The organism is Kitasatospora herbaricolor, from assembly GCF_030813695.1.
Classification (GTDB): domain Bacteria; phylum Actinomycetota; class Actinomycetes; order Streptomycetales; family Streptomycetaceae; genus Kitasatospora; species Kitasatospora herbaricolor.
The window spans coordinates 5,548,215-5,571,777 of the sequence record NZ_JAUSVA010000002.1; the positions used below are offsets into that span (position 1 = coordinate 5,548,215).

Annotated in this window: 18 protein-coding genes and 1 pseudogene; 8 read left to right on the forward strand and 11 right to left on the reverse strand. The window is 73.2% G+C overall.

Translation table 11 applies throughout. From position 1 onward, the window contains the following. Positions 1 to 278 precede the first annotated feature (278 nt). From phoH2 to J2S46_RS24655, 3 genes are all read left to right on the forward strand, one after another. The gene (gene phoH2, locus J2S46_RS24645) at positions 279 to 1,613 is read left to right on the forward strand and encodes an RNA 5'-3' helicase PhoH2 (protein ID WP_307351150.1); all 1,335 of its coding nucleotides are present in this window, start codon (positions 279 to 281) and stop codon (positions 1,611 to 1,613) included. Positions 1,614 to 2,129: 516 nt separating this feature from the next. After that, positions 2,130 to 2,849, forward strand: coding sequence for an aggregation-promoting factor C-terminal-like domain-containing protein (locus J2S46_RS24650; protein ID WP_229913307.1), 720 nt, complete (start codon positions 2,130 to 2,132; stop codon positions 2,847 to 2,849). 539 nt (positions 2,850 to 3,388) lie between these two features. Beyond that, complete coding sequence (locus J2S46_RS24655) at positions 3,389 to 4,789, forward strand: AI-2E family transporter (protein ID WP_191293945.1); 1,401 nt, start codon at positions 3,389 to 3,391, stop codon at positions 4,787 to 4,789. Positions 4,790 to 4,871: 82 nt separating this feature from the next. On the opposite strand, the gene J2S46_RS24660 is transcribed toward J2S46_RS24655, so the two are convergent. Together J2S46_RS24660 and J2S46_RS24665 are read right to left on the reverse strand one after the other, a co-directional pair. Next, positions 4,872 to 5,414, reverse strand: a complete 543-nt coding sequence (locus J2S46_RS24660; RefSeq protein WP_191293946.1) for an alkyl hydroperoxide reductase — start codon at positions 5,412 to 5,414, stop codon at positions 4,872 to 4,874. 3 nt (positions 5,415 to 5,417) lie between these two features. Then, positions 5,418 to 5,969, reverse strand: coding sequence for a peroxiredoxin (locus J2S46_RS24665; RefSeq protein ID WP_073926313.1), 552 nt, complete (start codon positions 5,967 to 5,969; stop codon positions 5,418 to 5,420). Between the two features lie 276 nt (positions 5,970 to 6,245). Between J2S46_RS24665 and J2S46_RS24670 the strand changes: the two genes are divergently transcribed. Then, positions 6,246 to 7,133, forward strand: a complete 888-nt coding sequence (locus J2S46_RS24670; protein WP_370882233.1) for a LysR substrate-binding domain-containing protein — start codon at positions 6,246 to 6,248, stop codon at positions 7,131 to 7,133. A gap of 81 nt (positions 7,134 to 7,214) precedes the next feature. Here the strand turns inward: J2S46_RS24670 and J2S46_RS24675 are convergent, their stop codons facing one another. The 3 genes from J2S46_RS24675 to J2S46_RS24685 all read right to left on the reverse strand — a co-directional run bounded on the left by J2S46_RS24675 (position 7,215) and on the right by J2S46_RS24685 (position 13,566). Continuing rightward, positions 7,215 to 9,122: an ATP-binding SpoIIE family protein phosphatase gene (locus J2S46_RS24675; RefSeq protein WP_229913308.1), complete on the reverse strand. Its 1,908-nt coding sequence runs from the start codon at positions 9,120 to 9,122 to the stop codon at positions 7,215 to 7,217. 77 nt (positions 9,123 to 9,199) lie between these two features. After that, positions 9,200 to 9,883 (reverse strand): class I SAM-dependent methyltransferase, encoded by a 684-nt coding sequence (locus J2S46_RS24680; RefSeq protein WP_191293975.1) that lies wholly within the window; start codon positions 9,881 to 9,883, stop codon positions 9,200 to 9,202. A gap of 701 nt (positions 9,884 to 10,584) precedes the next feature. Further along, complete coding sequence (locus tag J2S46_RS24685) at positions 10,585 to 13,566, reverse strand: AfsR/SARP family transcriptional regulator (protein WP_191293948.1); 2,982 nt, start codon at positions 13,564 to 13,566, stop codon at positions 10,585 to 10,587. A 220-nt stretch (positions 13,567 to 13,786) separates the two neighbouring features. Here J2S46_RS24685 and J2S46_RS24690 point away from each other — a divergent pair, with 220 nt between their 5' ends. After that, a complete protein-coding gene (locus J2S46_RS24690) occupies positions 13,787 to 14,068 on the forward strand; it encodes a hypothetical protein (protein ID WP_191293949.1) in 282 nt (93 codons plus the stop codon). A gap of 252 nt (positions 14,069 to 14,320) precedes the next feature. On the opposite strand, the gene J2S46_RS24695 is transcribed toward J2S46_RS24690, so the two are convergent. After that, a complete protein-coding gene (locus tag J2S46_RS24695; protein WP_191293950.1) occupies positions 14,321 to 15,985 on the reverse strand; it encodes a fumarate hydratase in 1,665 nt (554 codons plus the stop codon). Between the two features lie 161 nt (positions 15,986 to 16,146). Here J2S46_RS24695 and J2S46_RS24700 point away from each other — a divergent pair, with 161 nt between their 5' ends. Further along, a complete protein-coding gene (locus tag J2S46_RS24700; protein ID WP_370882234.1) occupies positions 16,147 to 16,890 on the forward strand; it encodes a DUF1707 SHOCT-like domain-containing protein in 744 nt (247 codons plus the stop codon). A gap of 439 nt (positions 16,891 to 17,329) precedes the next feature. Next, on the forward strand, positions 17,330 to 17,710 hold the full coding sequence (locus tag J2S46_RS24705) for a WhiB family transcriptional regulator (RefSeq protein WP_191293951.1): 381 nt from the start codon (positions 17,330 to 17,332) through the stop codon (positions 17,708 to 17,710). Between the two features lie 210 nt (positions 17,711 to 17,920). Here J2S46_RS24705 and glpX read toward each other — a convergent pair whose 3' ends face one another. Next, a complete protein-coding gene (glpX, locus tag J2S46_RS24710) occupies positions 17,921 to 18,976 on the reverse strand; it encodes a class II fructose-bisphosphatase (protein ID WP_073926308.1) in 1,056 nt (351 codons plus the stop codon). A 214-nt stretch (positions 18,977 to 19,190) separates the two neighbouring features. On the opposite strand from glpX, the gene J2S46_RS24715 reads away from it, so the two are divergent. Then, positions 19,191 to 19,724, forward strand: a complete 534-nt coding sequence (locus J2S46_RS24715; RefSeq protein WP_191293952.1) for a DUF4245 domain-containing protein — start codon at positions 19,191 to 19,193, stop codon at positions 19,722 to 19,724. Positions 19,725 to 19,827: 103 nt separating this feature from the next. Here the strand turns inward: J2S46_RS24715 and J2S46_RS24720 are convergent, their stop codons facing one another. The 4 genes and pseudogenes from J2S46_RS24720 to J2S46_RS24735 all read right to left on the reverse strand — a co-directional run bounded on the left by J2S46_RS24720 (position 19,828) and on the right by J2S46_RS24735 (position 23,491). After that, positions 19,828 to 20,439: a malonic semialdehyde reductase gene (locus tag J2S46_RS24720; RefSeq protein ID WP_191293953.1), complete on the reverse strand. Its 612-nt coding sequence runs from the start codon at positions 20,437 to 20,439 to the stop codon at positions 19,828 to 19,830. A gap of 123 nt (positions 20,440 to 20,562) precedes the next feature. After that, entirely contained in the window at positions 20,563 to 20,817 is a 255-nt protein-coding gene (locus J2S46_RS24725) for an exodeoxyribonuclease VII small subunit (RefSeq protein ID WP_191293954.1), read from the reverse strand. Positions 20,818 to 20,913: 96 nt separating this feature from the next. After that, the gene (gene xseA, locus J2S46_RS24730; protein WP_191293955.1) at positions 20,914 to 22,128 is read right to left on the reverse strand and encodes an exodeoxyribonuclease VII large subunit; all 1,215 of its coding nucleotides are present in this window, start codon (positions 22,126 to 22,128) and stop codon (positions 20,914 to 20,916) included. 10 nt (positions 22,129 to 22,138) lie between these two features. Further along, positions 22,139 to 23,491 (reverse strand): annotated as a pseudogene (locus tag J2S46_RS24735) (APC family permease). Between the last annotated feature and the right edge of the window lie 72 nt (positions 23,492 to 23,563).

Below are 23,563 nucleotides of genomic sequence, written 5' to 3' on the forward strand. Positions count from 1 at the left end.
CGCCGCCGCGTCCCGCCGCCGGCCGGGTCGACCCGGGCCCGTCCGGCACCCGATCCCGGGGTTCCTCGGGAGCTGACGGCCTGTGGGGCGTCCGAAGGGCTGACGTACCCGCCGGGGGTGTGGGCAAACGTTCACCAGGAATGATCCGTCAGTTCTTCCCGGCGCGAATGCACACCCCCTCGCCTGGGAATACTCGGATCAGACCGGTACCTAGGCCACCGGGGCCGCGGGGGCCGGTATGCCGCGGGTGACGCAGGGTCATCCGCCCTGGAGGCCTAGTGGTCAGTTCCAAGAGCCGCCGGACACCAGACCGGCGCACGTACGTTCTCGACACCAGCGTGCTCCTGGCAGACCCTCTCGCCATGACGCGCTTCGAGGAGCACGAGGTCGTCCTGCCGGTGGTCGTGGTCACCGAGCTGGAGGCCAAGCGGCACCACCCCGAGCTGGGCTACTTCGCCCGCCAGGCACTGCGCCTGCTCGACGACTACCGGATCCGGCACGGCCGCCTCGACGAGCCGATCCCGGTGGGCGAACTCGGCGGCACCATCCGGGTGGAACTCAACCACTCGGACACGTCGATACTGCCCGCCGGCTACCGCATCGGCGGCGGCGAGGCGGACACCCGCATCCTCGCCGTCGCCCGCAACCTGCAGGCCGAGGGCTACGACGTCACCGTCGTCTCCAAGGACCTCCCCCTGCGCATCAAGGCCAGCTCGGTCGGCCTGCTCGCCGAGGAGTACCGCGCCGAACTCGCCGCCACCTCCGGCTGGACCGGCATGTCCGAACTCCACGTCACCGGCGACCAGGTCGACGCCCTCTTCGGCGCCGGCCACGACCACACCGTCGAGGTCGACGGCGTCCAGGACCTCCCCGTCCACACCGGACTCGTCCTCACCTCCGAACGAGGCCGGGCCCTGGGCCGCGTCGCCGGCGACGGCCGCGTACGCCTGGTCCGCGGCGACCGCGAAGCCTTCGGCCTGCGCGGACGCAGCGCCGAACAACGCGTCGCCCTCGACCTGCTCCTCGACCCCGAGGTCGGCATCGTCTCCATGGGCGGACGCGCCGGCACCGGCAAGTCCGCCCTCGCCCTGTGCGCCGGACTCGAAGCCGTGCTGGAACGCCAGCAGCACCGCAAGGTCATGGTCTTCCGCCCGCTCTACGCCGTCGGCGGCCAGGAACTCGGCTACCTGCCCGGCTCCGAGTCGGAGAAGATGAGCCCCTGGGCCCAGGCCGTCTTCGACACCCTCTCCGCCGTCACCAGCCCCGACGTGATCGAGGAGGTCATCTCCCGCGGCATGCTGGAGGTCCTGCCCCTCACCCACATCCGCGGCCGCTCCCTGCACGACGCCTTCGTGATCGTCGACGAGGCCCAGTCCCTGGAGCGCAACGTGCTCCTCACCGTCCTCTCCCGGATCGGCCAGGGCTCCCGCGTCGTCCTCACCCACGACGTCGCCCAGCGCGACAACCTCAGAGTGGGCCGCCACGACGGCGTCGTCGCCGTCGTCGAGAAGCTGAAGGGCCATCCGCTGTTCGCCCACATCACCCTCACCCGCTCCGAACGCTCCCCCATCGCCGCCCTCGTCACCGAGATGCTGGAGGACATCCAGCCCTAGGCCGGAGCGGCTCGGAGCGGCCCGGGTCCTGGCCCGGCGCAGGTCGGGCAAATCGGGTGTAACGGTTCATAGTGGGTCAATTCGCAGCGTGGGGCCCGCCCTTGAGAGGGCGGGCCCCACGTTTGTCATCACATCGGACCGCCAGCTGTCCGCCGAACGGCGAAATTCCTCGCCCCGGAGGATTGTGAGATGCGCCACGCAGACGGGAATTGCGCCGGAGATGCCCGGTGCGGCATGGTGAGTTCCCTGTCAGGCCCCGCGTACGGCACGACAGGGCCCCTTCGCCGGGGTCCGCGTCACCCAGACGGTGACGATGTGTGCGAAATGCCCGCCAACTCCGGTCGGTGGGAGGACAACTGAAAACCTGAGCCGTACGCCGCCCGATTCACACGTCCTGCCGACCACCTCGGCCGGGCGCCGGGCCAGCACCTCCCGTGACCAGCTCGGCGGAGGACAGTGCCAAGGGGCATGTTGCGCCCGTACGGTCACGCATGGGCGATGCTGGAAGGAAACCATGTGACTCGGATCTCGGTCCGGGGAGTCGCTGTGGCCTCCGCCACCGTCGTCACCGCAGTCGGTGCCGTCGCGGGTGTGGCCTCGGGCAGCGAGGGCAAGGCCGCTCAGACGGTCGATGTCGCAGGCGCGACCCTGCTTGCCGACGTCCCCTCAGGCGCCCAGGCGCAGACCATAAGCGACAACTTCAGCCACCAGGCCTCCGCCCAGCAGGCCTCCGCCGACGCTGCCGCCAAGAAGGCCGCGGAGGAAGCCGCGCGCCAGAAGGCCGCGGCCGACGCCCAGGCCAAGGCGGACGCGGACAAGGCCGCCGCCCAGGCCGCCCAGGCCGCCGAGGAGAAGCGGAAGGCCGACGAGGCCGCCGCGAACCGCTCCAAGGCGCGCTCGGCGATGGCCGCGGTCGAGAGCTCGGCCCCGCCGGTCTCGGTCAGCCCGGGTTCGGTGCAGGAGCTCGCCCAGCAGATCATCGGGAACGACACGCAGTTCCAGTGCTTCAGCCAGATCGTGAAGCGCGAGAGCGGCTGGAACTACACGGCCACCAACGCGAGCTCCGGCGCGTACGGCCTGGTCCAGGCGCTGCCGGGCAGCAAGATGGCCTCGGCCGGCGCCGACTGGCGCACCAACCCCGCGACGCAGATCAAGTGGGGTCTCGGCTACATGAACAGCCGCTACGGCAGCCCTTGCGGTGCCTGGTCGTTCTGGCAGTCGCACCACTGGTACTAGGCCACTGGTACCCGGCACCGGCCCCGGTGCCAGGAGTCGCCCGGCAGCTCCTGCCGGCCGGCCCCGACGCTGTCCGGCAAGGCCCCCGACCGTACGGTCGGGGGCCTTGCCGTTCCCGGCGCTCCATGGTGCGAGGACCGTCCGTCGGGCGGGCCGCGCCGCCCGGGCTGCGCTGACCAGTGCGCGCGGACGGTGCGGTCCTGGGTGCGGACGCGGGGCGCGGGAAGGGGTCCTGGTTGCTTCCTGCACCTGCCGGTCCGCCGGCGGTTGGTCCGACGGACCACTCCCGCCGTCGGCCCGCCGTCGGCCCGGAGTGCTCCTTCGTTCGGGTACCTCCCCTGCCCTCGGGCGCCTGAAACCACCAGTTTCGATGGGTTTGTGACGATTTTCCCGCCCGATGACCGCCGGCTCGGGACACCAACCCACCGGCCACCCGGACCTGCCCCGCACCGGCCGGGTAGCGTCTTCACCGACAGCCGTGGCGACACCCACGGCGTACCGCCCGGAACGGCGGTCCGACGGGGAGCGGGTAGGTCCAGATGGCACGGGGCGGAAAAGCGTTCAGGGCGGCGGCCACCGGGCTGGCCCTGGTGGCCAGGGCGGCCGCCGGGATCGAGCGCCGCCGGCGAGCGGCGATCGCCGCCGAACCCGCCGCCACCGGTGCGCGGCCGGCCGGCCCGGCCGCGCACGAGGAGCAGATCCCGCCGCCCCGGCGCCCCGAGACCGAGGAACCACCGGTGCCCTACCTGCCCACCCACGGCGCCTTCGGCCGCGAGGTGCACCCCGGCCGCCCCGCCACCCCGGCCGAGGCCGTCCCGTGGGGCCTGCGGGTGGCCGCCGAGTCGACCTGGCGGCTGCTGCTGCTGGGCGCCGCGCTGTACGTGGTCTTCCGGGTCGTCGACATGCTGCGGCTGGTCGCCTTCGCCGTGCTCGCCTCGCTGCTGATCTCGGCCCTGCTGGAGCCCACCGTCTCCTGGCTGCGCCGGCGCGGGGTGCCGCGCTCGCTGGCCGCCGCCGGCACCTTCCTCAGCGGCCTGGCCGGCATCGGCCTGGTCGGCTGGTTCGTGGTCTGGCAGGTGACCACCAACCTCCCGTCGGTCACCGTCCGGGTCCAGGACGGCGTCGACAAGCTCCGGGACTGGCTGGTGACCGGGCCGCTGCACCTGACCCAGCAGCAGATCAACGACTTCGCGAAGCAGATCACCACCGCGATCAACGCCAACTCGGAGCAGATCACGTCCGCCGGCATCACCGGCGCGCAGATCGCCGTCGAGGTGCTGACCGCGATGCTGCTCGCCTTCTTCACCACCTTCTTCCTGCTGTACGACGGCGAGAAGATCTGGAACTGGGCGCTGCGCGGCCTGCCGAGGCACTCGCGCTACGCGATGGCCGGCGCCGGCCCCAAGGCCTGGGCGACGCTCACCGCGTACGTCCGGGGCACCGTCTGCGTGGCCTTCATCGACGCGGTCTGCATCGGGATCGGCATCGAGCTGCTGGGCGTCCCGCTGGCCCTGCCGCTGGCGGTGATCATCTTCCTCGGGGCGTTCGTCCCGCTGGTCGGGGCGCTGGTCACCGGCACCATCGCGGTCCTGATCGCGGCGGTCACCGAGGGCCCGTTCACGGCGCTGATGGTGCTGGTGGTGCTGGTCGCCGTGCAGCAGCTCGAAGGGCACATCCTGCAGCCGCTGATCCTCGGCCGCGCCGTCCGGGTCCACCCGCTCGGCGTGGTGCTCGGGGTCGCGGCCGGCTCGATCGTCGGCGGGATCGGCGGCGCCATCGTCGCCGTCCCGCTGATCGCCGTCACCAACACCGTGGTCACCCACCTGCGCCGCCGCAACGAGGCCGGCCAGGAGGTCTTCGTCGCCCTGGAGGCGGCCCGCGAGGCTGCGGCCGCCCGCACGGCGGGCGAGCCGGCGGCGGTGTCCGACCCGGCTCACTAGCGGCCGGCCGGCCTCCCGAGGGATGCATGCCGAAGGGCCCGCCGGTTCCGGCGGGCCCTTCGGTGTCGCTGTCGGCGGTGCGTCAGGCGGTGACGCTCGCCAGGACGGCCTCGGAGTCGAGGGTCGCGGCGACGCCCTGGAGGATGGCGGCGATCTTCATCGAGGCCTGGATCACCTCGCGCTCGACGCCGTGCTTGCGGAGCACGGCCTCGTGCGAGTCCAGGCACTGGCCGCAGCCGTTGATCGCGGAGACCGCGAAGCACCAGAGCTCGAAGTCGGCCTTCTCGACGCCCGGGGTGCCGATGATGTTCATCCGCAGGCCGGCCCGCATGCTGCTGTACTCCTTGTCGGAGAGCAGGTGCAGCGTCCGGTAGTAGACGTTGTTCATCCCCATCACCGCGGCCGCGCCCTTGGCGGCGTCGTACGCGGCCGGGGTGAGGTTGGCCTTGGCCTCGGGCTCCAGCTCGCGCAGGACGGAGGGGCTGCGGGTGGCCATGGCGCAGGCCAGCACGGTGCCCCAGAGCTGCTGGGCGGGGAGGTCGGAGTTGCCTATGACCGCGCTCAGGTTGAGCTTGAGGTCCTTGGCGTACTCGGGGAGTGCCGCCTTCAGGTCGTCGAGGGCCATCGGTCAGCCCGCCAGCAGCTGGTCGGCGTCCAGGGTGGCCTCGCCCTTGTTCCAGTTGCACGGGCACAGCTCGTCGGTCTGCAGGGCGTCGAGCACCCGCAGGACCTCCTTGGGGTTACGGCCGACGGAGCCGGCGGTCACCATGACGAACTGGATCTCGTTGTTCGGGTCCACGATGAACACCGCGCGCTGGGCGGTGCCGTCCGCGCCCTCGACGCCGCAGGCCTGCATCAGCTCGTGCTTCACGTCGGCCAGCATCGGGAAGGGCAGGTCGCGCAGGTCCTTGTGGTCCTTGCGCCAGGCGTGGTGGACGAACTCGGAGTCGCCGGAGACGCCGAGGATCTGGGCGTCGCGGTCGGCGAACTCCTCGTTCAGCTTGCCGAACGCGGCGATCTCGGTCGGGCAGACGAAGGTGAAGTCCATCGGCCAGAAGAAGACGATCTTCCACTTGCCCTCGTAGGACTTGTGGTTGATCTCGGCGAACGCGTTCGCGGCGTCGAGGTCGACACAGGCGTTGAGTTCGAACTCGGGGAACTTGTCACCGATCGTGAGCACGTTCGCTTCTCCTGGGTGTGAGATGTGAGGGTATCTGCCCGTATTGCCTATGATTCGACAGTTCCGGACGTGATCCACAGTGACACGGCGGGCACTGATCGCGGAAATAGCTAGACTCGATTCATCTGATCGGAGAGAGCTATCAATACCCAGCAGCCCAACCCTCGCCGGGGCCGGCCGCGCAAACCCGACGCCGGTGTGGCGAGCGGCACAGCCGGCACCGCCCCGCGGGGGCCCCGCACACCCACGGTCGCCCAGCTCAGGGCATTCGCGGCGGTGGCCGAGCACCGCCACTTCCGGGACGCCGCGGCGGCCAGCGGCACCAGCCAGCCGGCCCTGTCCGGGGCGGTCGCCGCACTGGAGGACGCGCTGGGCGCGCAGCTCGTGGAGCGTACGACCCGCAAGGTCATCATCACCCCGTTGGGCGAGCGTGTCCTCGATCACGCGCGCCGGGTGCTGTCCTCGCTGCACGCCCTCACCGAGGAGGTCGAGGCGGCCCGCCGGCCGTTCACCGGGCCGCTGCACCTCGGCGTCATCCCGACCGTCGCGCCCTACCTGCTGCCCGCCCTGCTGCGACTGGTCCGCACCAGCTACCCCGACCTCGAACTGCACGTCCACGAGGAGCGCACCCCCTCGCTCCTGGACGGACTGGCGGCCGGCCGGCTGGACGTCCTGCTGCTCGCGCTGCCCTCCGGCGGCAGCTCGCCCACCCGGGACATCCCGCTCTTCGACGAGGACTTCGTCCTGGTCACCCCGCCCGGGCACCCGCTGGCCGGCCGGGCCAGCGTGCCGCGCGACGTCCTGCTCGACCTGGACGTGCTGCTGCTGGAGGAGGGCCACTGCCTGCGGGACCAGGCCCTGGACATCTGCCGGGAGGCCGGCGCCGACCTCCCGCAGGGCGGCAGCACCCGCGCCGCCGGCCTCTCCACCCTGGTCCAGCTGGTCGCGGGCGGCCTCGGCGTCACCCTGCTGCCGGCCACCGCCCTGGACGTCGAGGCGGGCCGCACCGACCGGCTGGCCTCCGTCCGCTTCGCCGATCCCGCCCCCGGCCGCCGGATCGGACTGGCCACCCGCCCGGGCTCCGCCCGCACCGCCGAGTACGACCGCTTCGCGGCCACCCTGCGGGACGCCCTGCGGGAGCTCCCGGTCCGGATCGTGGAGTAGCGGCCGCCCCCACCGGCCGCCCCCACGGCCGGGCCCGGCCCGCGTCGCCGGCCCGCCCCGTAGCCCCGGCTCACGCCGGGCCTACGGCAGTCGCTGCTCGAACCAGACGACCTTGCCCGCGCCCAGCCGGGTCGCCCCCCAGCGGTCCGCGCACCGGGCCACTATCTGCAGGCCCCGGCCGCGCTCCTCGTCCGGCGCGGCCCGGCGACGGCGCGGGAGCAGCGGGCTGTCGTCGCCCACCTCGCAGCGCAGCCGCGAGGTGCGGACCAGGCTCAGCGTCACCGGGCGGGTCGCGTGCTGGACGGCGTTGGTGACCAGCTCGCTGACCATCAGCTCGGTCGACTCCGTGAGGTGCTCCAGCCCCCAGCGGCGCAGCGTGTGCGCGGCCAGCCGGCGGGCCCGGCCGGGCGTCTCGTGCCGGGGCTGCAGGTACCAGTGCGCCACGTCCTCGGCCGGGATCCCGTCGAAGGAGGCCGCGAGCAGCGCGATGTCGTCGCCCCGGTCGCCCGGCGGCAGGATCCGCAGGGCGTCCTGGCACAGGTGCTCCGGCGAATGCCGGTGCGAGGTGGCGAGCCGGGCCCGGAGCAGCTCCAGGCCGGTGCTGATCGGGCGGCGGCGGGTCTCCACCAGGCCGTCGGTGAACAGCAGCAGGGCGGAGCCCGGCGGGGCCGGCAGCTCCACCGAGGAGAAGTCGACGCCGCCGACCCCGATCGGTGCCCCGGACGGCAGGTCCAGCAGCTCGGCGCTGCCGTCCGGCTGGACCAGCACCGGCGGGACGTGGCCGGCGTTGGCCAGCACCACCCGGTTGGCGATCGGGTCGTAGACCGCGTACACGCAGGTGGCCAGGTGCTGTTCCCGGCCGAGGCGCTGGGCCTGCTCGTCCAGGTGGTACAGCACCTCGTGCGGGGGCAGGTCCAGGGCGGCCAGGGTCTGCGCGCTGGTCCGCAGCTGGCCCATGATGGCCGCCGAGGTGAGCGAATGGCCCATCACGTCGCCGACGATCAGCGCCACCCGGTTGCCGGGCAGCGGCACCGCGTCGTACCAGTCGCCGCCGACCTGCGCGCCGCGCTCGCCCGGCAGGTAGCGGTGCGCCAGCCGGACGCCGTGCGGCTGCGGCAGGTGGGTGGGCAGCATGCTGCGCTGCAGCTCGTCGGCGATCTCCCACTCGCGGGAGTAGCGCAGCGCGGTGTCGACGGCCAGGCCGGCCTGGGTGGCGAGGTGCGAGGCGGTGGCGGTGTCGGCCGGGTCGAAGCGGCCGTGCTCCCCGATGTCGGGGTCGCCCCAGGCCGGTCCGGCCGCGAAGGCGGGGCCGTCGGCGGGCGCGGCGATGTCGGGCGGCCCGGGCCGCCCGACGCCGCCGTCGGGCGGCCCGGGCCGCCCGACGCCGCCGGGGGCACCCTTGGGCGGGCGGCGGATCAGCACCAGCAGGCCGAGCACCGCCTTGCGCCCGCGCAGCGGCAGGGCCAGCACGGAGGTGCCGGCCGCCAGCCGTCCGGCCGTCCGGGAGCCGTACAACTCCCGCAGCAGCGGCCGGATCCGGGCGTCCGAGCGGGTCCCGAGCACCGCCGGCTCGACCCGGTCGCGGCTGAGCATCGCCCGGCAGAGCGCGCCGTCCGGCGGGACGGGCGTGCTCGGTCCGGCGCCGGAGCGGCGGCCGAGCCGGGTGCCGTGGCTGTGGTGGATGAGCAGCCGGGTCGGGCAGCCCGGGTCACGCTCGACGTCGGGGAGCGGGTCGCGCAGGTGGACCACGGCGGCGTCGGCCAGCGCGGGGACCAGCACCCGGCACAGGTTGCGCAGGGTGGAGGCGAGGTCCAGGGCGCTGTTGATCCGGCGGGTGGCGGCGTCCAGGTAGGCGAGCCGCTCGGCCACCTGCCCGGCTACTCCGTCGACGTCCTCGGCGTCGTTGGGGTCGGCGCCGACGGGGGGCGGTCGCCGCTGTGCCGGCACGGCAGGTGGCTGCCCGGTCTCGGGCTTGAGCTGGTCGCGCACGGCTGCCTGTCCTGGGGTAGTGGGAGGAAAGCGAGGTCCGGTGGCGGCGCCGGCCGGGGGCGGTGGCCGGCGCCGGCTCAGCCGACGCGCCGACAGCGCAGGAACAGCTGCTCCTCCGGCGGCAGTGAGGTGCTGGCCGGTGCGTACGGCATCCCGAACTGCTCCTCGACGGCGAACCCCGCGCCGGTGAGCACCCGTTCGAGGTCCTCGCGCAGGTAGCCGGTGATTCTCAGGGTGGTGCCGAGGAAGGGCAGGGCGGCATGGTCGAGATCGGCCTCCACCATCCCCAGTGCCAGCAGGCCGCCCGGGCGCAGCAGCCGGCGGATCCGCCGCAGCACGGTGGGGACTTCGTCCTGCGGCAGCAGGATCAGGGAGAAGAAGGCCGTCGCGGCCGCGAACCGGCCCGCCGCCGCCGGGCCGAGGCCGGGCAGGTCCCAGGCGGTGGCGGCGCGCTCGGTCGCCAGGTCGTACATGTCGATCCGGTGGTGGACGGCCTCCGGGACGGTGCGGCGGGCCAACGCCAGCATCCCGTCGGAGAGGTCGATGCCGGTGACCCGCAGGCCGCCGGCCAGCAGCCGGCCGGCGGTCGGCTCGCCCGTGCCGCAGCCGACGTCCAGCACCTCGGCGCCGGTCTCCAGCTCGTCCAGCAGCCACTCGCCGCAGGCGAGCTGGCCGCCCTTGGCGGGGAAGGCCTCGTTGTAGCCGGTGCCGATGCTGTCGAAGGCGACGGCCTGCAGGGCGCGCACGCCCCGGCGGCGCAGCTCGTCGGCGGTGCCCGCGGCGGTGCCGCCGGCGGGTGCGGAGGGTGCGGCGGCCGGGACGCCGGGTGCGGGTGCTGATGCGGGGAGGGAGGGGCCGGCGGGCCGCGACCCGCACAGCAGGGCGTCGGAGGACGCGCCGGCGGGCGTCGGATCGGAGAGCTGTCCGGTCGTCACGATTGCGAGGCACCCTTCCACCCTGGCCGCCGGTCGGCAGTACGAGGCCGGGCGCCGCCTTCGCCGGCACCGAACTTCCTCGCCGGCCTACTGCCGGTGGCGGTCCGTCACGCTCCCTGCGTCACTCCGTGCTGCCCGGCCGGCCGTGGACCGGCCGCGCCCGGTGCGCTCCTGACTGCCTGTTGTATGCACTGATCCTTGAGAATATGCGTGATCACTACGCCGTGGGGCTCCTTTTTGGCCAACTCGTAGCCGAAGGGCCGATACGGCTCGGGCGTCGGCAGCGTGCAGAAGCAGTCCGGGGTGGTGCGGATCGCACCCGCACGCCGCACGGCGCGTCCGCCCACCCGCTCCCACCTGCTGTTTCCCGCGCCGATGCGGCGTTTATCGAACGTCAATCACCGGGGTGCACAGTGGGAACCAGCGCCGGGGAAGCGTCGACGGTGTTCCCGCAGCCGGGGGGCTGCGGGGACACCGCGCACGCGACCGGGGGGAGGGCCCTCCTGTCGGGGGACGGGGGTGGAGGGTCACGGCGCCGGGGGAGAGGAAGGCTCGGTGTGCTGCTGCTGTCGGGAGACGAGGTCCAGCACGGGGGAGGCCTCAGGCACACCGAGCCGGGTGAAGATCGCGTACGCCTCCTGCAGGCAGGCCAGCCCGCGGGCGGGCTGCGCGAGCTGCAGCAGCGCCTCGCCGAGGGCGGCGTTGGCCAGGCCCTGGCAGTAGGCGGAGTCCATCTCCTGCGCGATCGCCAGTGACTCCTCGGCGGCCTCGGCCGCCGCCGGCACCTGCCGGTCGGCGAGCAGGCTGCTGGCGAGGCGGGTCAGCGTGTACGCCTCCCGCAGCCGGTTCTGCTGCGACTGGTAGAGCTGGTGGGCCTCCCGCAGGTGGACGGCGGCCCCGCCGGGATCCCCGGTGGAGGACAGCACGACACCGAGTTGGTACAGGATGTCCGCCAGGCAGGGGGCGTTCTCGGAGGCGCGGGCCGTCTCCACCGCCTCCTGGACCGAGCGGATCGCCGATTCGGCCTCGCCGATGTCGAGCTGCGCCCGGGCGATGTTTCCGAGCAGCCGGGCCACCCCGCTCAGCGGGCCGATGGCGCGGCTGATGCCGAGCGCCTCCTGGAGGAAGGGGAGGGCCTCGGCGGGCTGGCTCGCGATGCTGAGGGTGATGCCCAGCATGTTCGCGACCATGGAGCGGAGCACGGTCACGTCGTTGCTGCCCTGGAGCTCCAGGCTGTCGCGGAGCGAGACCTCCGCGTTGTGGAACTCACTGGTGAGGTGCTGCAGGAATCCCAGGGCGAAGCGGACCCGGGCCAGGGCCGCGGTGTCCGCGTGCGCCTGCGCGTTGGCGTCGGCCGCCTGCAGGATCCGGCGGATGCGCTGCCCGTGGGTGGGGTCCTCGAACGTGCTGTTCAACACGATCAGCAGGTCCACCGCGGGCCTGAGCAGGACCGCCGGTCCCTGGACGGCTGCTTCGACGGTGCTCAGGAGCAGCGCGATCTCCGACCTCAGCCAGCCCTGGGCCTCGGCGCCGGTACCGAAGCCGAGGCCGGGGGAGCTGAGCGGGTTCAGGGGCTCCGGCAGGAGGTCGTCGGGTTCGATCGAATGCGCCGCGTTGAGCACGCTCGCCAGCAGCAGGTCCAGCAGCCGCAGGACCGCGGACTGCTGTTCCGCGCTGTTCCTCAGCTTCTGGTTCTGGCGCTGCGCGTACAGCCGGAGCAGGTCGTGGTAGCGGTAGCGGCCGGGGGTGAAGCACTCCAGCATGTTCGCCTCGACCAGGGCTTCGGCGAGGTTCTCGGCCCGGGTCTCGCTGACGCCGAGGAGCGCCGCGACCGAACTCAGCGGGAGGTCGGGGGCGTCGACCAGGGAGAGCAGCCGGAAGGCCTGCGCCTCGTCCGGCTGGAGCTGTCCGTAGCCGAGGCCGATCGTCGTCTCCACGGCCAGGTTGCCCAGCTGGAGTTCGTCCAGTCGCCGACGCTGGTCGGCTAACCGGCGGGCCAGGTCGGAGACGCTCCAGCGGGGCCGGCTGGCGAGCCGGGCCGCCGCGATCCGGACGGCGAGGGGCAGGAAGCCGCAGGCGGTGACCACGGCCAGGGCGGCCTCGGGCTCCGCGGCCACGCGCTGCTCGCCGACTATGGCCGAGAACAGGGCGAGGGCCTCCGCGGGCGTCAGTTCCTCGACGTCGAACAGGTGGGCGCCGGCGATTCCGGCGAGCCGGGAGCGGCTGGTGGCCAGGACCGCGCAGCCTGAGACGCCCGGGATCAGCGGGGTCAACTGCTCGACGTCCTGGGCGTTGTCGAGCAGGATGAGCATCCGGCGCTTGGCCAGCAGCGAGCGGTAGAGCGCGGCCCGCTGTTCCAGCGAGTCCGGAACGTCGCCGGCGCCCAGGGCGTAGAGGAAGTCACCGAGGACCACGGCCGGATCGGCGGGTGATGCCCCGGCGCCCCGCAGGTCGACGTAGAGCTGTCCGTCGGGGAAGTCGGTACGGACGCTGTGCGCCACGTGGACGGCCAGGGTGGTCTTGCCCACACCGCCGATGCCGGCGAGGGAGGTGACGACCACGGCTTGGCCGGCGGCCCTGCCGAGGACCTCGCGCAACTCGTCGACCAGCTTCGTCCGCCCGCTGAAGTCGGAGATGTCAGCCGGGAGTTGGGCCGGTGGGGTGAACGGTGCGGCGGCCTCCGGGTCGATGCTGTGCGGTGCTTCCCGGACGACGGGGATCAGCGCCGGGTCGGCCGAGAGGATCCGGGCGTGCATGGACGCCAGACCGGTCCCGGGCTCCACGCCGAGTTCCTCGATCAGCAGCTTTCGCGTGTCCGCGTAGACGCCCAGCGACTCGGCCTGGCGGCCGCAGCGGTAGAGGGCGAGCATCAGCAGTTCGCGGAGCCGCTCGCGCAGGGGGTGCTCGGCGCTGAGGGTGCTCAACTCCGACACCACCTCGGCGTGCAGGCCGATGTCCAGGGCGGCGGCGCACCGCTCCTCCCACACCGTCACCTGACGCTCGGCCAGCCGGATCCGCTGGGACTCGACGTAGGGCCCCGGCACTCCGGCGAGCGGGCGGCCGCGCCAGAGGGCGAGGGCCGACACGAGCATGTCGTGGGCCGCCGGGAGGTCGCCCGCGGCCCTGGCGGTCGCGGCCTCGGCGGACTTGGCGTCGAACACGGCGAGGTCCACCGAGGCCGCCGGGATCCGCAAGGCGTAGCCGTCGCTCACCGACACCAGGAGCTCGGCGGGGGCCCGCGTCTCACGATTCGGTTCGATGACCGCGCGCAGGCGCGAGATGTAGGTGCGGAGCGCCGCGACCGCCTGCGGCGGCGGGCGGTCCCCCCAGAGTCCGTCCACCAGGTCCTGCGTCGTGACCGGCCGGCCGTGGTGGAGCAGGAGTGCGGTGAGGATCGCCTGTTGCTGGGGTGAGCCCAGGGCCAGGCTGTGTTCACCGCGCCAGGCCTGGACGGGACCGAGCACCTGGAAGCGCAGCGCATGGGAGTGCGGCGTTTCCCGATGCTCCATGAAATCCCCCGATGGCCTGTGATGAAGTTTCTCGCTCGGAGCGCTCGACGGTCCGCCGTAGGGCGTCAGCTTAGGCGGCATGGCGCAAACGGTGGACCGGAGGGTTGGCGGTGCGATGTTTATAAGACATTTAACGGTCTCTACGATACTGTCCGCGCGCCCTGACCAGTCAGGCCGGGAGCGCTCGGATCTGACGGATGATGTGAAAGGGGGCCATCCCATGGCCCACGACGAGAGCACGCCCTCCGTGTCGGCGGAAACCCCGCAGACACCTGCCGAGTCGATTGCCGCCACGACGGTCGCGGCGGCGCAGGAGACCGTGGCGGACGCAGCCGTCGCCACGACGGCCCCGGCCGAGTATGCCCCGCCGACGGACGAGGAGTCTGTCGATTTCGGCCTCCAGGGCGGGGATTACGGAACTCCGGTGGAGCCGAAGTCCGGCGACGACAACGGCACCGAGCGGCCCTTCGAGCCGCTCGGGTCGATCACCAGCCGGCCGTAAGGACGGGCACCGGGCCGCCGGCCTCGGACGATCCGGAAGGCGCCGTCCCTGGTGGGCGCGTCGCCGCAGGTGGGGGAACGCCTTTTCCGGAGGAGTCCGTCGGCGCATTCCGGTGGTTATCGGATATGGCCGTGCCACCGGCGGTCGCCGCGTCCTGCCGCCCACCCCGACCGCACCGAACGCCGCCGCCCCGGACTCCAGGAGTCCGGGGCGGCGGCGTTCGTTCGCCGGGGGCCGCGGGAGCCCGCCGGGCTACTCCGCCGAGCGCACCCGCAGGCTGGTGATCAGCGGGCCCTCGGTGGTCTCGCGGAAGAAGTCGTTCCCCTTGTCGTCGACCACGACGAAGGCGGGGAAGTCCACCACCTCGATCCGCCAGACGGCCTCCATGCCCAGCTCGGCGTACTCCAGGACCTCGACCTTCTTGATGCAGTCCTGGGCGAGGCGGGCGGCGGGGCCGCCGATGGAGCCGAGGTAGAAGCCGCCGTGCTTGGCGCAGGCGTCGGTGACCTGCTTGGAGCGGTTGCCCTTGGCGAGCATGACCATCGAGCCGCCGGCGGCCTGGAACTGGTCGACGTAGGAGTCCATCCGGCCGGCCGTGGTGGGGCCGAAGGAGCCGGAGGCGAAGCCCTCGGGGGTCTTGGCGGGGCCCGCGTAGTAGACCGGGTGGTCCTGGAGGTACTTGGGCATGCCCTCGCCCGCGTCCAGCCGCTCCTTGATCTTGGCGTGCGCGATGTCGCGGGCGACCACGAGCGTGCCGGTGAGCGAAAGGCGGGTCTTCACCGGGTACTTGGAGAGTTCGCTGCGGATGGCGGACATCGGCTGGTCGAGGTCGATCCGCACCACGTCGTCGTCGAGGTGCTCGTCCGTGGTGTCCGGCAGGTACTTGGCCGGGTCGGTCTCCAACTGCTCCAGGAAGACGCCCTCGGCGGTGATCTTGCCGAGCGCCTGGCGGTCGGCGGAGCAGGAGACGGCCATCGCGACGGGCAGCGAGGCGCCGTGCCGCGGGAGGCGGATGACGCGGACGTCGTGGCAGAAGTACTTGCCGCCGAACTGGGCGCCGATGCCGATCTTCTGGGTGAGCTCGGTGACCTTGGCCTCCAGCTCCAGGTCGCGGAAGCCGTGGCCGCTGGCGGAGCCGCTGGTGGGCAGCTCGTCCAGGTAGTGGGCCGAGGCGTACTTGGCGGTCTTGAGCGCGAACTCGGCGCTGGTGCCGCCGACCACGATCGCCAGGTGGTACGGCGGGCAGGCCGCGGTGCCGAGCGAACGGATCTTCTGCTCCAGGAAGTTGAGCATCGAGGCCTCGTTGAGGATGGCCTTGGTCTCCTGGTACAGGTACGACTTGTTGGCGCTGCCGCCGCCCTTCGCCATGAACAGGAACTTGTACGCGTCGCCGTCGGTGGCGTACAGCTCGATCTGGGCGGGCAGGTTGCTGCCGGTGTTCTTCTCGTCCCACATGGTCAGCGGGGCCATCTGCGAGTACCGCAGGTTGAGCTTGGTGTAAGCGTCGAAGACACCGCCGGCGATGGCGGCCTCGTCGCGGCCCTCGGTGAGGACGTTCTGGCCGCGCTTGCCCATGACGATCGCGGTGCCGGTGTCCTGGCACATCGGCAGGATGCCGCCGGCCGAGATGTTGACGTTCTTCAGCAGGTCCAGCGCGACGAAGCGGTCGTTGGGGCTGGCCTCGGGGTCGTCCAGGATGCGGCGCAGCTGGGCGAGGTGCGCGGGGCGCAGGTAGTGCGAGATGTCGTGCATCGCCTCGGCGGTGAGCAGCCGCAGGGCCTCGGGCTCGACCTTGAGGAAGCGGCGGCCGCCGGCCTCGAAGGTGGAGACGCCCTCGGAGGTGATCTTCCGGTAGGGCGTGGGGTCCGCACCGAGGGGGAGCAGGTCGGTGTAGTCGAAGTCTGGCGTGGGAGCCATGGGGGCGGTCCTTAGGGTGATCCGGCTGCGGCGGCGAAGCACCCTCAAGGGTAGGCGGCGGAGGAACACCGCACGCGCACAGGTCCGCCTGCGTGACGGGAGTCACGCGGAACCGGGGGAACTGCCGTTCGGGAGCGGCCCGTGGTGACTAGTCTTTCCCCGTGGACAACTCGCCGTCGCAGGACGACCAGCCGCAGGACGACCAGGGGCACGCGCCCGTACCGATGACCAAGCCCGAGCCCGTGCGCGCACCCGCGCGGACCGACGCCGGCGCCCCGGTGGCGGAGGCGGAGATGCGCGCCTCGGACGCCGACCGCGAGCGGGTCGCCGAGCTGCTCCGCGACGCCTACGCGGAGGGCCGGCTGAACGTCGACGAGCACGCCGAGCGGATCGAGGCGGCGTACGGGGCGAAGACCCTGGGCGAGCTGGCGCCGCTGACCCGGGACCTGCCCGCGCACGGGTCGATCTCCTTCGAGAAGCCCCCGCTGGGCGCTCCGGTGCCCGTGCCGCGGCCGCCGGCCCGGCAGGAGGCGCCGACGATGCTGGCGGTCTTCGGCGGGGCGTCCCGCAAGGGCCGCTGGCGGGTCGGCTCGCACCTGCGCGCGGTCGCGGTGTTCGGCGGGATCGAGATCGACCTCACGGACGCGGTGTTCGAGTCGCCCGAGGTGGTGATCGAGGTGGCCGCGGTGTTCGGCGGGGTCGAGATCAAGGTGCCGGAGAACGTCAGCCTGCACGGCGGCGGGGTGGGCATCTTCGGCGGCTTCGACGTGAAGGAGCAGACGGCGGCCGACCCGTACGCACCGGTGGTGCGGGTGAAGGGCGCCGCGGTGTTCGGCGGCTGCGAGGCCAAGCCGCGCAAGGGCAAGAAGCTCAAGGAGTGGGTGCGCAAGCAGCTCGGCACCTGAGCCGGCCCTGCCTCCCGGCGCGCGTCGGCGGACGATCGGGCCGCAGCGGGACGGCGCCGGCGGGGGCGCCGGCGGGAACAGGGCAGCGGGGCAGGACGGGAACGGGACGGCAGGACCGGAGCAGGGCGGCAGGACGGGACGCGGCGGGGGCGGCGCGGCGGTGGGGGAACCCCGCCGTCCGCCCCCGCCGTCCGTACTCTCCGTCAACTCTCCGTCAACTCCCCGGCAGGCACTCGACATTGCGTCGAGTGCACTCCGTAGTCAGTTGCGTGCGGTGTGCATGAATCCGGATGGGGCGGGGTAGTTCCTCACGCACATCGTTTCTTGTACGGCTGTGACACCGGAGGCGGCCTGGGCCGGCCCCCGGGGGGTGTGGCACGGGGCAGCCGGGCAGGGACGCGAGCCTTCCCCCGAGACTGAGCCTCGTCAGGAGTACGCCGTGCTGCATCCGATCGAGTCCCGCACCATTCGTCCTGTCGCCGCCGCGCCGCAGCCCGCGCCGTCGCCGTCGCACGACGAGGACAACCCCTGGCACACGGGCGCCGCCTGCTGCCGGGACGAGGCGGGGCTGTTCTTCGCACCGTCCAAGGAGCCGACGGCGGCCCGGCTGGCCCGCGAGGAGCAGGCGAAGCGGGTCTGTGCCCGCTGCCCCGTCCTGCTGGAGTGCCGCGAGCACGCGCTGGTCCAGCCGGAGCCGTACGGGGTGTGGGGCGGCCTGACGGCCGCCGAGCGCCGGGTGGTGCTGGCCCGCCGGCGCCGCCGGGACGTGGAGCTCCGCGAAGCCGCCCGGGTGCCGGCCACCCGCCGGATAGCGGGCTGAGCGGGACCGCCCGGCTGGGCCGGGCCCGGAGCGCGACGGTCGGGACGCAGTGGCCGCGGGGCCGGACGGGGAGGGGTCGAAGACCGGTACGGAGACGGCAGCGGCCTCGGCGGAGGGGGATTCCGCCGAGGCCGCTGCTCACGTTCTGTCAGGACTCTCGTCCCGGTCCGGACTCCGGTCCGTGACCCCGGGCGCCGTCGGTCCGTCCGGTCAGTTCGCGCGGTCGAAGTCGATCGCGCTGTAGGCCCGCAGCTTCGAGAGCTTGTGGGTGGAGTGGATCTCCCGGATGGTGCCGCTCTTGGAGCGCATCACCAGCGAGCTGGTGGTGGCGGTCTCCTGGCGGTAGTGCACACCGCGCAGCAGCTCGCCGTCGGTGATGCCGGTCGCCACGAAGAACACGTTCTCGCCGCTGACCAGGTCGTTCGTGGTGAGCACCCGGTCCAGGTCGTGCCCGGCGTCGAGGGCCTTCTGCCGCTCGGCGTCGTCCTTGGGCCACAGTCGGCCCTGGATGACCCCGCCCATGCACTTCATCGCGCAGGCCGCAATGATGCCCTCGGGGGTGCCGCCGATGCCCAGCAGCAGGTCCACGCCGGTGCCCTCGCGGGCGGTCATGATGGCGCCGGCCACGTCGCCGTCCGAGATGAACTTGATCCGGGCGCCGGCCTCGCGGACCTGGCGGACCAGGTCGTCGTGGCGGGGGCGGTCCAGGATCATCACGGTGACGTCCTCGACGGCGCTGCCCTTGGCCTTGGCGACCCGGCGGATGTTGACGGCAGGCGGGGCGGTGATGTCGACGAACTCGGCGGCCTCGGGGCCGGCGACGAGCTTGTCCATGTAGAACACGGCGCTCGGGTCGAACATGGTGCCGCGGTCGGCGACGGCCAGCACGGCGACGGCGTTGGCCATGCCCTTGGCGGTCAGGGTGGTCCCGTCGACCGGGTCCACCGCGACGTCGCACTCGGCGCCGGTGCCGTCGCCGACCCGCTCGCCGTTGTAGAGCATCGGGGCCTCGTCCTTCTCGCCCTCCCCGATGACGACGATGCCGTTCATCGAGACGGTGGAGACGAGGGTGCGCATGGCCTTGACCGCGGCGCCGTCGGCGCCGTTCTTGTCGCCCCGGCCGACCCAGCGGCCGGCCGCCATCGCGGCGGCCTCCGTGACCCGGACGAGTTCGAGCGCGAGGTTGCGGTCGGGGGCCTCGGGGGCCACCTCGAGAGACTGCGGGAGGGTGTTCGGGAAGTTGCTGTGTACCGCGTGCGTGGTCATCGTCGATACCTCTCTGTACGCGACGGCCGGTAAGCGCCCGACTACTGCCCGGTCGAACGCCGTGGTGAGGGTGCTGCGATCGTATCTTCCTGCCGGAGCACTGTCTGTGGCGCGGGTCCCCGCTGCGCCGGCTCCGGGGCGGTATGTCCCTGTTCACCCGTTCGCGGGTACCCCGGGTGCGGGGGCCCCGGGCGCGATGGGTCACCATGTGGGGATGGCAGGGAAGAGCAGCATGAGGGGCCGGCAGACGGTACGGGACATGGTCCTGTCGATGGTGGCCATCGGTGGTGTGGTCGCGGTCGGGTACGCGTTCATGCCGCATTCCGAGGGCGACGGCGTGCACGCGGTCGAGTACCGCGCCGCCGCGTCCTCCGCCAAGCGGGACGCGCCGTTCCCGCTGCTGTCGCCGGAGGGGCTGCCGGAGAGGTGGAAGGCCACCTCGGTGGAGTACCGGGACGGCAGCCGGGCCGGCAACAACGGGCACAACACCTGGCACCTGGGCTTCGTGACCCCGTCCGGGCAGTACGCGGCCGTCGAGCAGAGCGACGCGCCGCGCGCGGACGTGCTGGCGGCCATGGTGGCCGGCGGCGAGCCGGACGGCACCGCGACGGTGGACGGCGCGAGCTGGGACAAGGTCCAGGGCCGCAAGGCCCGGGCGCTGGCCGTCCAGAGCGGCAACGCGACCACGCTGGTGACCGGCACCGCCTCGTACGAGGAACTGGAGCAGCTGGCCGACGCGCTGAAGTGAGGCGCGTGCGCCCGGCGGACCGCAAGCCGAAGGGCCCCGGCGGGTCGAGGAGTTTCGACCGGCCGGGGCCCTTCGGTGCGTCCGCCCGGGGGCGGTTGGCGGATCAGACGGTGGTGACGACCTCGTCGTAGGCGAGGCGCGGGGAGCGCGGGAACCAGGCGTCCTCGGCCGGCTTGCCGATGTTGACCACGGCCAGCACCGAGTGGTCGCCGTCGCCGAAGAACTCCTTGTTCAGCCCGTCGGCGTCGTAGCCGGTCATCGGGCCCGCGGCGAAGCCGGCGGCGCGCACGCCGATGATGAAGTAGGCGGCCTGCAGGGCGCCGTTGAGCAGGGCGGAGGACTCACGCACCGGGCGCTCGGAGAAGAACATGTCCTTGGCCTGCGGGAAGTGCGGGAGCTGCGAGGGGAGCTCCTCGTGGAACTCGTTGTCGGCGGCCAGGATGGCGACCAGCGGGGCGCTCGCGGTCTTGGGCTTGTTGCCGTCCGCCATGTGCTTGACGAGGCGCTCGCGGCCCTCGGCCGAGCGGACCAGGACGATGCGCAGCGGCTGCTGGTTGAACGCGGTCGGGCCGTACTTCACCAGGTCGTAGACGGCCTGGATCTGCTCGTCGCTGACCGGCTCGTCGGTGAAGGTGTTGGCCGTGCGGGCCTCGCGGAAGAGGAGGTCCTGGGCGGCGGCGTCGAGCACCAGAGCGTCGTTGGCTGCAGTCGTCATGCTTGTGCACCTCATGCTGAGCGGTATGGGGGGTCGGCCGGGGAGCCGATCACCCGTTGACAACATGAGTGAACATTCAACTGTTCCCCGGGGTGATGTGACACGTGTCACTCCGCTTCCCGGTCACCCCTGGTCGGCGGCCTCCTCGGCGGCCAGCGCCGCGTCGAGCCTGGCCCGGGCGCCGTCCAGCCAGCGCTGGCAGACCTTCGCCAGCTGCTCCCCGCGCTCCCAGAGGGCCAGCGACTCCTCCAGCGACGTCCCGCCGGTCTCCAGCTGCCGGACGACCTCCAGCAGCGCGTCCCGGGCGTGCTCGTACCCGAGAGCGTCGTCGGCCGTCCGCGGCTGCCCGCTCTCCTGCTGGTTCTCCTGGTCTGCCATGGGGCCAGCCTAGGGGGCGGGGCCGACAGAACGGCCGCCGCGCCGGGCACCCGGCCGCGCCGGCGGCGAACCGACGGTGCGCCGCCCGGGGGCGGGTCAGCCCTCCGGGTCGACCGTCACCCCGAAGCCGCCGGCCGCCACCCGGGCGTGCAGCGCGTCGCCCGCCGCGACCTGGGCCGGATCGGTCACCACCGTGCCGTCCGCCCGCTGCAGCACGGCGTACCCGCGCTCCAGCGTGGCGGCCGGCGAGAGCGCCACCACCCGGGCCAGGGTGTGCCCGAGGTCCGACTCGGCGGCGTCCAGCCGGTGGCCGAGGGTGCGCCGGGCGCGCTCCAGCATGGCCGTCACCTCGTGCGTACGCCCGTCCAGCATCCGCTGCGGCGCGGCCAGCACCGGGCGGCTGCGCACGCCGTCCAGGCCGTGCTGCTCGCGCTCGACCCGGCCGGTGACCTGGCGCCGGGCCCGGTCGCGCAGCTGGCGGACCTTGGCCAGCTCCTCGCCGACGTCCGGCACCACCCGCTTGGCGGCGTCGGTGGGGGTCGAGGCCCGCAGGTCGGCGACGAAGTCCAGCAGCGGCTGGTCCGGCTCGTGGCCGATCGCGCTCACCACCGGCGTCCGGGCGGCCGCGACCAGCCGCACCAGCTGCTCGTCCGAGAACGGCAGCAGGTCCTCCACGCTGCCGCCGCCGCGGGCCACGATGATCACGTCCACCTCGGGGTGCTCGTCCAGCTGCCGGACCGCCGCCGACACCTGCGCCACCGCGGCGGCGCCCTGCACCGGGACGTTGCGGACCTCGAACCGGACGGCCGGCCAGCGCCGCCGGGCGTTCTCCAGGACGTCCCGCTCGGCCGCCGAGCCCCGCCCGGTGACCAGGCCGACGCACTGCGGCAGGAACGGCAGCGGGCGCTTGCGGTCGGCCGCGAACAGGCCCTCGGCGGCGAGCCTGCGCTTGAGCTGCTCCAGCCGGGCGAGCAGCTCGCCCAGCCCGACCAGCCGGATCTCGCCCGCCCGCAGCGACAGCGTCCCGCGCGCGCCGTACCACTCGGGCTTGGCGTGCACGAGGACCCGGGAGCCCTCCTGCACCACGTCCGCGACCTGCTCGAAGACGGCCCGGAAGCAGGTGACGGTCAGCGAGACGTCCCGCTCCGGGTCGCGCAGGGTCAGGAACACCACACCCGCGCCCGGGCGGCGGCTCAGCTGGGTGATCTGGCCCTCGACCCAGACCGCGCCGAGGCGCTCGATCCAGCTGCCGATCAGCGCGGATACCTTGCCGACCGGGATCGGGGCTTCGGGTGAGCTGGTGTTGGCCATACCGACGAGGCTAGCGCCGCCGGCCGACAGCGGTCCGGTCCTGGACGAACAGCACCGCGAGCCCGGCGGCCAGCCAGGCCGCGCCCACCCACTGGGCGGTGTGCGCGGCCTCCACGATCACCGCCACCGTCACCGCGATGCCCAGCACCGGGACGACCAGGTGCCGCAGCCGGTCCCGGGAGCCGTGGCGGACGGTGTACCAGCCGATCACCGAGGCGTGCAGCAGGACGAAGGCGGTCAGCGCGCCGATGTCGACCACCGAGGTCAGCTGGTCCAGCCCGTCGTCCCGGCGGGCCGCCCAGACCGCCGCGACCAGCGTGACCACCGCCGCCGTCAGCAGGGCGAGCCGCGGCACACCGGTCCGTCCGTCGACCGCGGCCAGGGCGCGCGGCAGCCGGCCCTCGCGGCCCATCGCGAACAGCAGCCGCCCCGCCGCGGCCTGCCCGGCCAGCGCGGCGAAGGCGGCGCCGATCGCCTTGCTGACCGCGACCAGGGTGTGCAGCCAGGGCGCGATCGCGATGTCCACCGTCCGGTAGAAGGCCGCGCCCTGGGCCGCCGGGTCGGCCGCCAGCTGCTGCGGGGAGTCCGGCTCCAGCAGGGCCGCCAGGTAGGTCTGGGCGACGAAGAGCAGCCCGGCCAGCACCAGGCACCACAGCACCGCCCTGGCGACCGCGGCCGAGGCGCCCACCGCCTCCTCCACGAAGGAGGCGATCGCGTCGAAGCCCAGGAACGACAGCACGGCCACGCTGACCGCCGAGAGCACCGCCGTGAGGGAGAAGCCCCCGACCCCGGTCAGCGGCGAGAGCCAGTCCCGGGCCGCGCCGTCGCGCACCAGCACCACCACCGCCGCCACCAGGAACACCGCCAGTACCGCGATCTCCATCGCCAGCACCGCGAAGCCCACCACGGCCGCCGTCCGCACGCCGGCCAGGTTCAGCGCGGTGGTGACCAGCACCGCCAGCGTCGTCCACACCCAGCGGGAGACGTCCGGCACCAGCGAGTTCAGCGCGATGCCGGAGAACAGGTACGCGACCGCCGGGATCAGCAGGTAGTCCAGCATCGCCATCCAGCCCGCCACGAACCCGGGCCCCTCGCCCAGCCCGGCCCGCGCGTAGGCGAACACCGATCCGGTCCTCGGCACCGCGCGCACCATTCGGGCTTACGAGAAGGCGGTGAACCCCATCGCGACGGTCGCCGCCAGGTAGACCGCCGCGACCGCGCCGTGGCTCTTCGCGTCCAGCACCCCGAACACGCCGACCGGTGCCATCGGGGCGATGAACAGCAGGCCGTAGACCATCAGGTCCCGCACGCCCAGGCTGCGCCGCAGTCCGCCGGGCCCGACCGTCTCGCCGCTGGTGTCCATAAACTCCACATTTGAGCATTCCGGCCGCGCCCGGCCCCGTACGTGGCGCCCGTCGGCGCGGCTCGACGACGC

Coding starts and splice junctions, on each gene's coding strand:
- J2S46_RS24655 (WP_191293945.1), top strand. CDS start 3,389: ATGGCACGGGGCGGAAAAGCGTTCAGGGCGGCGGCCACCGGGCTGGCC.
- J2S46_RS24660 (WP_191293946.1), bottom strand. CDS start 5,414: ATGGCCCTCGACGACCTGAAGGCGGCACTCCCCGAGTACGCCAAGGAC.
- J2S46_RS24685 (WP_191293948.1), bottom strand. CDS start 13,566: ATGGAGCATCGGGAAACGCCGCACTCCCATGCGCTGCGCTTCCAGGTG.
- J2S46_RS24690 (WP_191293949.1), top strand. CDS start 13,787: ATGGCCCACGACGAGAGCACGCCCTCCGTGTCGGCGGAAACCCCGCAG.
- J2S46_RS24695 (WP_191293950.1), bottom strand. CDS start 15,985: ATGGCTCCCACGCCAGACTTCGACTACACCGACCTGCTCCCCCTCGGT.
- glpX (WP_073926308.1), bottom strand. CDS start 18,976: ATGACCACGCACGCGGTACACAGCAACTTCCCGAACACCCTCCCGCAG.
- J2S46_RS24715 (WP_191293952.1), top strand. CDS start 19,191: ATGGCAGGGAAGAGCAGCATGAGGGGCCGGCAGACGGTACGGGACATG.
- J2S46_RS24720 (WP_191293953.1), bottom strand. CDS start 20,439: ATGACGACTGCAGCCAACGACGCTCTGGTGCTCGACGCCGCCGCCCAG.
- J2S46_RS24725 (WP_191293954.1), bottom strand. CDS start 20,817: ATGGCAGACCAGGAGAACCAGCAGGAGAGCGGGCAGCCGCGGACGGCC.
- xseA (WP_191293955.1), bottom strand. CDS start 22,128: ATGGCCAACACCAGCTCACCCGAAGCCCCGATCCCGGTCGGCAAGGTA.